The sequence below is a fragment of the Candidatus Rhodoblastus alkanivorans genome (assembly GCF_022760755.1).
Taxonomy (GTDB): domain Bacteria; phylum Pseudomonadota; class Alphaproteobacteria; order Rhizobiales; family Beijerinckiaceae; genus Rhodoblastus; species Rhodoblastus alkanivorans.
On record NZ_JAIVFP010000001.1, the window covers coordinates 1,220,001 to 1,230,182 of the forward strand.

Genomic DNA, 10,182 nt, shown 5'->3' on the forward strand with positions numbered 1-10,182 from the left:
CCCGCCTCCATCTCGATATGCCGGCTGACCGTCAGGGCCGCCAGGCTCCGGCGCCGGATCGGCCAGAGGCTGAGCAGAGCAAGAAGCAGCCCATCCCGATATTGGAGCTCGCGCGTCTTGCGGCTCGTAATCGGCAGGGCGAGAGCGGTGTCCATCAGCTCGATGCCGAAGTCGAGCGTCCGACAAGGCGGGGCCAGCCGATCAAAGCGGTCGATTGGCCGCGCGCGGGCGACGAGTCGCGCTTTGATCGCAGAAAGCCATCGCCAGTCGCGCTCGCCGGCGATCAGGCGGGCCGCATAGCAAAGGCTCTGGATCGTCAGCGCCACCGAGGACGGACGCATTTCAGTGCTGAGCGTGGCGATAAAGTCGCGAACGCGCTCAAGCGAAATCCGATCGGCCGGCGGCTTGCGCAGGTCGTCGGGATGAGCGGAGTGCAGGAACCCCAGCCAGCGACGATAGCCCATCCGGATGCAATTTCGGCTGCCCTCCGCCAGGCGGGCTCCAGCCCCGCCCGTTTCGTCGAACAGGTCGCCGGGCCGGAAGGCCGCCTCGAAAGCCTGACGGTCTGCGGCCGGCCACTGATTTTCGGGGAGATGCTTCAAGAGGCGCATGGCTTCTCACGACGTCGGGACTAATTGATCGCTCTTCTCGGGCCGGCTTTCTTGCCGCGGCGAGCCAACTCGAGCTGCTCGCGCTGTTCGAACAGAATCTTGCCATAGGCCCGGCTGGCGCGGCGGCTGGCGGAGCCCGCATAGATCAGCGTGGTTTTGGCTGACGCGTGATGCAGGATCGCCTGCGCCGTCTGATGGTCTTCCGGGTTGGCGTCGAGATAGATGGTTGCGACGAAGTGACGGAACTGGTGCGGCGTCATGTGAACCCCGACGTGTCTCGCAATCGTTTCGATGATCTGCTGAGTAAGCGTCTCCTGGCTCTTGGGGTCGCCGTTTTTCGTGACGAAAAGAAAGCCGTTCGGATCGCCGCCAACCCGCGGCAACATGTGACGTCGATACCAGCGGAGCCGCCGCGCGACGTCCTCTGGAATCTCGACCGTCAGATCCTGGCGTTTGGTCTTGGTCTCCTCGGCAGGAATATGCAGCAGCAATCGACCCTTCGGCCCATCCGGCTCCAGGAAGTGGCGTCGCCAATGCAAATTACTCAGGTTTTGGGGACGGAGAGGGCAAGCCAATTGAATGTCGATCGCAATCGCGACTTGCCCTTCGACAAACGGCAAGCGCGGCGCCTCCATTTCCGAGGCGACCTTGGCCAGCAATGTTTCTGGCAGAAACAGTAGCCCGGCGCGCGGTCCGTCCGACTCGAGTTGACGCAGGAGCGCCTTGTTCTTCGGCGTCAGATCGAACGGCACGGGCGGCAACTTGGCGGCTAGGGCTTTGAGGTCGGCCACCTGCTCCGCCGAGGCGCCCACGTGATGCTTGGCGACCTGGACCAGCGTTTTGGCGAGGGCGACGGCGAAGGCGTTCGGCTTTCCGTTCTGCTGGCCGTGGTAGTGGCGCAGAATGGTTTTGAAGCGCTCCCGCTCGACCAGGTCCGCGAGTGAAGCCACGTCCGCCACAGCCATTCCCACCTCGACGAGAACCGACGCCGCGAGGCGCAGGTGTTCGCGTTGCTGTCGCAACGTGTTGGGCGCCAGGGGACGGCGCGGCGCCGCGGCCTCCTCGTGGAAAATATCCGGAGCGGCGCGCTTGCCGAGATAGGCCTCGGCGTCGCGGCGAAAGCTTTCACTGAGATCGTCCCAGGCCAGCCGCCTGCGGGGCCCTCTGAACGAAACCGGCGACAGCCTGGTCTTTGGCCAGCCGTCGATCGTCGCGCCAGCCCTGTTCCAGAGCAGGGGCGTCCGGCGCACGACGTCGCGCGGCTTGAGGCAATGGGTGCGGGTCTCCAACCAGATCGCGAACAGCTTCATGGACTCGTCGGTCACTTCGTCCGGGGATATTCCGCTCCTGGCGCACCAGTTGGCGAAAGCGGCGAGACCATCGTCCAACTGCGTGTCGGCGCCGACGGCCTGCATGAGAGGGCCCCAGGACGGATGGCGCCGCGCAAATCCGCGTCCCATGTCGTCGAGCGCGCCAGCTTGCCGCAGGGCGGCCGCCAGGAGGCTTCTCTGGTTGCTGAATGTCTTGGCGCTGACGCCAAACCTCGCCGGAAGGATCTTGCGCAACTCCGCCCTCAATGCGCTCGCCTCCGCCGGCATGTCCGACGGCGTGCGCCCGGCCATCTCGCAGAGGCGGTTGATCGCCGAGATCAGATCGCGCTTGCGCGAGGCGGTGAGGCCGGCCTCCGCGACAATTGCAAGCACGTCCGCCAATGTGTTCGGCTTGCCGTTCAGCGTCGTCATTTTTGTCTCCTGGTCTCATGATTTGGTAAGCAGTGACAAGACGTGTCAAAGAGTGACATTCGGGAATAGTATAACAGAGTAGATGGAACGATTATTTTGGTGACGATCTCCCGATGCTATCCTGAGGATCTGTATTATCTTCATTTTCAGGGTCGTTTTCGTCCCACTCTCGCATGGCCGGCGCGAGCATTTGCAGGACCGCCTTTTTCGCGACCAAGCGAACGCCGGCTATTTTCGCGGATGGCAGCTTCCCCTCGGAAATCCAGCGCCGCACGGTCCTCAGCGAGACCCCGGTCAGGCGCGCGATCTCGTCGGCGCGCATATATTCGCGCGCGATCGTCACGTCCGGTCGTCCGATCGAAGCTGTTCCTGGCGTTCAGGAGAGGGTGGCGTCTGACTCAGACATTCCCGGGCAGCCTCGCGCGCAAGCAAACGCACGAGCACGATCAGCGCGTCGGTCGCCGTCGGGTGGTTCGTCTCGGGGGATGTGGGGCGACGCGCTCTCATGCCCGACCGCTTAAGCGAGTCGGCGGTCGGAGCCTAAATGGCCAAATCGTTGTCAGTCTTGCAATGAGGCGCCCTTCAGCACCGTGCGCTCGCGGCTGCGCCAGGCGTCCTCGGAGAATTCTATTTCCAGCGGCTTGCCTGCGGCGATGAGGAAGCGAATGAGGGGGCCCCCGGCGATTCCCTCATCGGGCCGGTCAGGTCCCCCGACAGAGGTCGCTGGCTCGTTGCCGGTAATGGCGCGATAGGCGCTCATCATCGCTTCCACCCAGTCATTGATCGCCCGATCGCCACGATTTCCTTCCGCCACGGTCAACTTTCCGACCTCGGCAACCTCGGCGGCCGCTTTCATTGCACGGCGGCTCAGTTCAGCCGCTGCAGCGACGCCTTCCATGATCTCCGCCAAACGGCCGATGCGTTGCGTAGCTCGCACGAGAGGCGTCTCATCGTGATCGTCCATCAAAATAAGCGCGTCGAGAATCTGGGGATCGCCGGGACCATCAGCCGCCTCGTCGAGGTCGGCAACGCCGAGGCTCTTCAATAGCTGGCGCGCGTTTTTAGCGATCTGATCGAGCTTCCGGCACAGGACGGATGGAGCGGTGCGTTTCGGCGAATTGCGATCCAGCCGATACCACTGGGCCGCTGCTTCGAACACCTTCGCATTCTTCGCAATCGCCTCAACCTCCATGTCGATGGCGGCGGCGATCTGCTCGAAATTGTCTTGCGTGTATATGGCCATCAGGGTGCGGTGTTTTGGAATGCGACTGAATTGCCGTCTGGTCATGATCAGCGTCATATTTTATCAAACACGTTTTCTCCGTGTCCGCGAAACCGGAAGTAGGCCAATAACGGGTCGTTCCCCCGGGGGGTGGTGTAGCTGAGGCTCCGCGATAGGCATGATCGCCGGCGAGGACCGGGATGGTCAGGCGACCGCTGCCGGTAGCCCGAGGCGACGGGGTCGTCGCTCGCTGGGGCGATCGTTTCCACCGTCAACTTGTCCCACTCGCGCTGACGCCGGACAGCGAAATCATCGAAACCCCAAGAGCCGGGAGGTTGCGTTGTTCCTCACCAATGAGGCTTCGCATTGCCATGGCCGGTCTGTCGCGGCGCAGGCGCATGCGGAGCCGCAAAATGGGGGGGCGCGACAAAATGCGGGGCTGATCGTGGCGCGGCAAAATGGGGAGTTGGTCGCGGCGCCGCGAAATGCGGCGCTGGCTGCGGCGCTCCATAATGCGGAAGGCGAGGGGGCGCAGCAAATGTTGGCGCGCGATGCGGCGCCGTGAAGCGTGGGGCGACGGCGGGCGCCTGGAACCGGGGGGCGCGATGAGGCGCCACGAAATGGGGTCCAGGGCGGGGCGCCGGCGCCCCGGAATACAGACCCCGCGGCCGTGGCGCTGCCGGTCTGGCGGGGTGAACGGCCGTAGCCGGGGGCATGGTCGAAGGCCTGAATGGCGCGATTCCCCGTTGCTGCAAACTCGGCCTTGCGCCCGGCGCGACACGCCCTGCTCCGCCGAGGGGCGAAGCCACGCCGCCTGCGCCCGTCGGACCGGGCGACGGTAAAGCATGACCAGCGGCGGGAAGCGCCGGAGCCTTTGGCGTCATTGCCCGAAGCGCGGCCGCGGCCGGCAGCGCAACCGCCGCCGCTGCGACGCCGGGATGCAGTCCTCCTCCGGCGGGCGGCGAAGCGATATTGGCCGGCGAGGTCGGAAGGATCTGGCCGGCGGCGTTGGTGACCGTCACCGTATTCGCGGCTTGATTGACCACCACCGTGTTGTGGATGTTGGCGATGAAGACATTCGTCGGCGCGGGCGCGACATAGGGCGGCGGAGCGACCCAGGCCGCGACCGGGTAATAGGTCGGAATGGGCAGGACGAAAGCAGCGACGGGCGGCAGCGGGGGCGGAAGGGCCGCAAACCAGAAGGGCGCCGCGACGAAATAGATGATTGGCGGCGGGGGCGGCGGCGGAAATGCCCAGATCGGATCGTCGAAATAGATCACCGGCTGTTCGACATAGATGATTTCGTCAGGCGGCGGCGGCGGCACGTCGTAATCGATTTCTTCAAAGGTCGGCGGCGGCTCGACGGCGGTGTCCAAGTGGACCAGCGCGCGCCTGGCGTCATAAACATGAGGTCCGCGCGGATAACGCTTGACGTACGTCCAGTAGGCGGGCGCCGTTCCGACGGCGCAAGTCTCTCGCCAGATGGTTGCTTCGCGTCGCGCCGCGAGAATGGCGCGGACGCGCGCCGCGAGCGGATCGTTAGGGAAAGCCGTGAGGAACTCCTGATAGCCCTCCAGCGTGTCGCGCGCGACGGCGGCGAGATAAGCGTCGCGCGGACCGAAACTCGCGATGGGTTTGGAGAGCAACTGGCCGAACATGTCGCGCTGATCGGTCGGCGCCTCGGCGGTATGGTCGAAAAACATGAAGGGAAGAGCGACGCGCGAGGCGCTCCACGGAATTTGCGCGCCCTGCGTCGCTTCGCTGACGCGCATCCGGACCCGATCGAACATGTCGTTGACCGGCGCGCCGCCAGCTTTGATCATTTCGACCAAAGCCTTGGCGTAAACGCCGAAGGGTCCGGGCTCTTCCGGGCCGATCGTTCCCGGCGCAGCATTCAAGGCGATGAGCGTTCCGTCGTCCGGTTGCATCAGGGCGAGGCCGCCCGCGAGGGGCTGGCCGGACGCGGCGAAGGGATTCTTGCGCGCAGCGTCCAGGACGACGATGCGCGCCTTGAGGGGCAGCGCGGCCAGAGGCTGGAGAAAATCGGAGACCCGAACTGCATTGATGGCGACATCTGCAGCTGTGGCGATATGGGCGTCGACGCCGGCAAGATAATTTTCGCCGCCGGATTGAAGTCCATAGCCGGCGAAATAGAGCATGGCCACGGTGTCGGGCCCGGAATTCTGCGCTTTTCCAACGAATTCGCGCAGCGCCTCGCGCAATCCTTGCGTATCGAGGTCGCGCGCGCCGACGACATCGAAGCCGGCAGCCTGCAAGGTCTGCGCGACGAGGCCGGCGTCGTTCGGCGCCGTCGCAAGAGCACTAGCGGCGTAGCCGCCCTCGCCGATCACGAGCGCTATCCGTTTTTCGAGTTGCTGCGCGGACGAGGGCGCAATCATGGCGCCAAAGAGCGCGACGACGCCGAAAAGAGCGGCAACAGGAGAGGAGCGCATTCGTAGCCTCCGTGTATCGCGGCCGCGTCCAAATTCCGTCAGCCAGCGTGAACGGCCCATGAATGGTTTACGCGCCGAGGGCCGATCACCGTCGTGACGGATGAACAGCCCCCTTGGATCTCAATGCTGGTCCAATCAAATTCTGTCGCCGTGGTTCGCGCGGGAATAAAGCTAGAAAACTGAGCATTCAGAATACACAAGATATTGTGTTGGAGTGTTTCTCATCAGTGTCTGCAGTACAAAAATAAAATCATCGGCCGTCCGCGCGGTGGTTCAATCGCCCTTTCGGAACGATCCACCTGCCATCTCATCAAGCATCTTAACTTGCTCTCCACAAGGCCGGTTCAACTCCGATTGAAGCGAACATCGCGCTCTTTCCGAGCACACTCGACAGCGCGGACCGCGTGGAGCTAATGTCCCCTATAATCGGGCGACGGATAGTCGGCCGGCGCATTGCCTACCGACGGCACATGCGGAGATTTTGATCCCGATGGCCGATCCCTCCCCGCCCAAATGGAACAAATATGGAATTGGAGATAATTTCCTTGCTGAGGCTGGCGCGCGAGCCGGATCGAAGCGAACGCGGCTGTGCCGGCGCACGTTCCTGTTGGCGGGAACGTTCGGGGTGATTTCTCCGTTCGTTGACAGCCCTTCGTTTGCCCGAGGTCGCACGGATAGAGTGAACCTGCTTTCCGCCCCGATAGAACTCTCTGGGAATTGGGACCACATGATTCCTGCGGCGGCGATGAAAGTCGTCGGCCGCATGAGGCTGGCGTGCCTCACAGGCGTGCGTCTGGTTTCGGATCGCCAGCCCACTGTTTTGCGGGTGGATGAACATCTGTTCGGCCCGCCCGCCGTCTGGCTGCATGCCGCCGAGCCGACGACGGCCTGGGTCATCGTCGATATCGGCGAGCGCGACTGGTCGAAGCTGGCGTACCAGTTCGGCCATGAACTTGGGCATGTTTTGGCCAACAGCTGGCGGTTCGACGCAAGGCCGGCTCGGCCCTGCCAATGGCTGGAGGAAGCCATCGTGGAAGCCTTTTCCATTCGCGGGCTCGGGAAACTCGCCGAAGATTGGAAGCGCAACCCGCCGTTTCCGAACGATAACGCCTTTGGCGACGCCATCGCCAAATATCGCCAAAACATTATCGACCGCTATTCGCAACTTGGCCGCGAGCAGGGCATGGCGGAGGGCCTCGCCGCCTGGTTGCGCAATAATCGCGCCGTAATCGAGGCGAGCGCGCTTGGCCCTTTCGCTAAGGCGGCATCTCTGACAATTCTCGCCGAATACGAACGCCGGCCCAAATGCGTCGAAGCACTGGGCGCGCTCAACCGTTGGAAAGGACGCACCGCCGTACCGATCGATGCTTATCTCCGTTCGTGGGTGGAAAGCTGCGCCCAATTGGCCGCCGATTCCTATTTGCCAGTACGGCTTCAGGAGTTGCTGAGAGTTTGAACCGTCTTACGTAAAAATCACGGCGTCATGCGAACACTTTTCACGGCTTCCTCAATGAGGTCGACCCAGCCTCCAATCGTATATTGCCAGTCGAACTGCCGCGCGGCTTGCTGGATCGAGAGGCATTTCGCTCGATAGGCCCCCGGGTCGTCATGATAATGGCGGAGTTGCTGGGCGACAAAGGAGACAAACTTGTCTCCCTCGACCGGGGCCAGGATTCCACCACCCTCATATGCCTTGCGGGGAAAATGCCCAACTGGCGTTCCGATCACGAGTCGTCCGGCCGCGGCCGCCTCCATGACCGGCAATCCTGCCGCCTCGCTTATTGAACTCGTAAGAATGGCTCCGACGCCACGGTAAAACTCGCGCATGTCATGGAACGACGCCTGGCATCCGGTCGAACCAGCGACCAGGAACGGCAGGCCGGCCTTTTTTGCCGCGGCCTCTGCCAAATAGCCCCGTTTCAATTCAACGCCATACGTGAGCAATGACATTGACGAAGCATAGCCTACGGCTTCAAGCTGCTCGGCGGGCGGCATGAAAAATTCATCGTAATTAATGCCGAGCGCCACAACGCGCGGTTCGCGCCGCACGCCTCGCATTAATGAGGCGCAATAGACAAATTCGCTCACGACGCCGTAAGCGGCAAAACGATTGAATATTTCTGCACCTTTACGCTCGAGCAGCATTCGGATATCCATTTCCCCGTGCGAAACAACTATCATGCGCTCAAAGGGAACACCGTAAGCGTCGCCTAACAAGGCGGCGCCGTCAGGCGCAGTCATGAATAGATCGTATGCGGCTTTTAGAGAGTCGATATATGCACGGTGGTTTTCCCGCCAATTAATAATATCCAACGTATATCCGTCTTCGTATAAGCGTTTACATAAGTCATAATATACACGCCCGTGCGAACATTTGGGGTAGCCGTAAATCAATATGCGGGGCTTTCTAACCTCAGTGGAGGAACTCCGGGCTCTCACCCGAGGATCGACGATGAAATGCTTAAGGAAACGAGTGTCGATCGAATGGGCTGGCGTGATCGGCGGCGCCGTTGTCGGCGGTCGCCTGGAAGGCAGAAAAAACTCCCACCTACTGGCGCGTGTCGCCCCCCATGCTATCGATCCATTCGGAATCGCTTGCAGATAGCGGCCGTCGCGTTCGATTGCGACGAGGCCGCGCTCCAAGGGGACGACGCGGGTCTCACCGCGATTACGAATATCGCCCAGCAATGCGATCCCGCCGTCTGCTGCAGGAGCGGCCATGCGTAACCCTTCGGGACCTTCGCATATCAGCCAGCCTGCCCAGCCGTCGCCTTGCGGATCGGGAATGAAGGCCACATTGGCCGGCGCCGTCGCCGGATCGCCGTGGCGCAGAAGGTCGGTCTGCGTATCGAGATAGACAACTGAGCCCCAGGTCGCAGTGATACGGATGCCGTTCTTGGGGGCGAAAATGGCGCGATCTACGTCCTTCTGGTCGCCACCAACCTGAGGCGCCGGCCGCTCGTTGCCAAGTTTGTCAACCGATCGCGACATGGAGTTTCGTAGATCGGACATTATCCGGCCCTCCTCTCGCCGCGCAGCCTAATGAAGTAATCGAGATTGCTTCTGAGCCGTTGGTTCCCGGGGTCGAGTTCGACGGCCTTTTGCCCCCAATCGGCAGCCTTGTCCATTACGTTGACATGCCAAGCGCCAATAGCGCCGAGATCGAACAATCGGAAACCCCAACATTGGCTGTCGTCCAGGTAGCTGTTGGTTCGGCGCGTCTTCTCAATGCCGTTGGCGCAGGCCCAGAATAGATTCAGCCAATCTGATTGGCCGTGCAGTTCTTCGGCGAGATCGAGCCAGATTTCCCGGCGGTGCGGCGCCTCAATCCTCGCCTTGTCGAGCCAGGACATCTTTTTATCCGGTTGCACCCGCGCGAGGTAGCGCATGGCCTCCGAGCGTTCTTCTCCCCAGGTGGCCGTCGGGAGGCTCAGATAACGTTGCAGGAGGGCGCCCGCTTCATCGCGCCGATCCGCCCACATATATTCGCGACCGAGCCAAAAGCAGATTTGCGCATCTTCCGGCTCTTCCTTATGCGCAAGCTCCATCAGCGGCAGATATTGGCGGCGAGTCTCCTTGCCGCGGTCCTGGACTTCGCACATGACGATGTCGAGACATTCGCGAGTAACCTCTTCGTCGCCGGCGAAGACGAGCGCTTCGTGGACCGGCCGCTTGAAACGATAGCCCCACCTGGAGTGAAAATTCTTGGTCGGCCATCCCCGCAGGATTGTCGGGTCGTCTGGTTTCGAACGGTAGACGGTTCGGCAGTAGAGCGCGGTCGTGTCGGCCGTCCAGGCCGCTTCGAGCTTCGGCCGCCAGCCGGGTTCGAGAAACCGGTCCATATCCATGCTGCAGCAGATATCGACGTTCGCTGGAATCAGCGCCATGGCCGCATTGCGGGCGTCGTCGAAGCGCCATGGGCGGATGGCGATTCGGTGAACCGTCACGCCCGCCTTGGTGAGGCGTTCGACAGTGTCGTCGGTGCTGCCGGTGTCGACCACGATGCGATAATCGGCGTCCGTCGCCGAATTCGCCCAACGTTCCGCATGTGCGGCTTCATTAAGCGCAATCGTGTATACCGCCACCTTCATAGCAAGGCTCCTGATCGAAGTCGTCCATGGCGCTGGTTCGTTCCGTGGGCGAGCGCTCATTCC

Annotated in this window: 8 protein-coding genes (1 of these 8 cut by a window edge); 1 reads left to right on the forward strand and 7 read right to left on the reverse strand. The window is 62.3% G+C overall.

What is annotated here, in order from left to right; translation table 11 throughout:
• From K2U94_RS05585 to K2U94_RS05605, 5 genes are all read right to left on the reverse strand, one after another.
• Positions 1 to 611 carry the 5' portion of a hypothetical protein gene (locus K2U94_RS05585; protein ID WP_243066265.1) on the reverse strand. Its footprint begins 502 nt before the window's first position, so only the first 611 of its 1,113 coding nucleotides appear in the window; the start codon lies at positions 609 to 611; its stop codon lies beyond the left edge, outside the window.
• A gap of 20 nt (positions 612 to 631) precedes the next feature.
• A complete protein-coding gene (locus K2U94_RS05590; protein ID WP_243066266.1) occupies positions 632 to 2,353 on the reverse strand; it encodes a site-specific integrase in 1,722 nt (573 codons plus the stop codon).
• A 91-nt stretch (positions 2,354 to 2,444) separates the two neighbouring features.
• Positions 2,445 to 2,696, reverse strand: coding sequence for a helix-turn-helix domain-containing protein (locus K2U94_RS05595; protein WP_243066267.1), 252 nt, complete (start codon positions 2,694 to 2,696; stop codon positions 2,445 to 2,447).
• A gap of 216 nt (positions 2,697 to 2,912) precedes the next feature.
• The gene (locus tag K2U94_RS05600) at positions 2,913 to 3,653 is read right to left on the reverse strand and encodes a hypothetical protein (RefSeq protein WP_243066268.1); all 741 of its coding nucleotides are present in this window, start codon (positions 3,651 to 3,653) and stop codon (positions 2,913 to 2,915) included.
• A 269-nt stretch (positions 3,654 to 3,922) separates the two neighbouring features.
• Positions 3,923 to 6,028 (reverse strand): caspase family protein, encoded by a 2,106-nt coding sequence (locus tag K2U94_RS05605; RefSeq protein WP_243066269.1) that lies wholly within the window; start codon positions 6,026 to 6,028, stop codon positions 3,923 to 3,925.
• Positions 6,029 to 6,518: 490 nt separating this feature from the next.
• Between K2U94_RS05605 and K2U94_RS05610 the strand changes: the two genes are divergently transcribed.
• On the forward strand, positions 6,519 to 7,484 hold the full coding sequence (locus K2U94_RS05610; protein ID WP_243068809.1) for a hypothetical protein: 966 nt from the start codon (positions 6,519 to 6,521) through the stop codon (positions 7,482 to 7,484).
• Between the two features lie 17 nt (positions 7,485 to 7,501).
• Here K2U94_RS05610 and K2U94_RS05615 read toward each other — a convergent pair whose 3' ends face one another.
• A complete protein-coding gene (locus tag K2U94_RS05615; RefSeq protein ID WP_243066270.1) occupies positions 7,502 to 9,040 on the reverse strand; it encodes a glycosyltransferase family protein in 1,539 nt (512 codons plus the stop codon).
• Positions 9,040 to 10,119 carry a tetratricopeptide repeat-containing glycosyltransferase gene (locus tag K2U94_RS05620; RefSeq protein ID WP_243066271.1) on the reverse strand — a complete coding sequence of 360 codons (1,080 nt, stop codon included), beginning with the start codon at positions 10,117 to 10,119 and terminating at the stop codon, positions 9,040 to 9,042. The genes K2U94_RS05615 and K2U94_RS05620 overlap by 1 nt, the downstream gene beginning before the upstream one ends.
• Positions 10,120 to 10,182 lie beyond the last annotated feature (63 nt).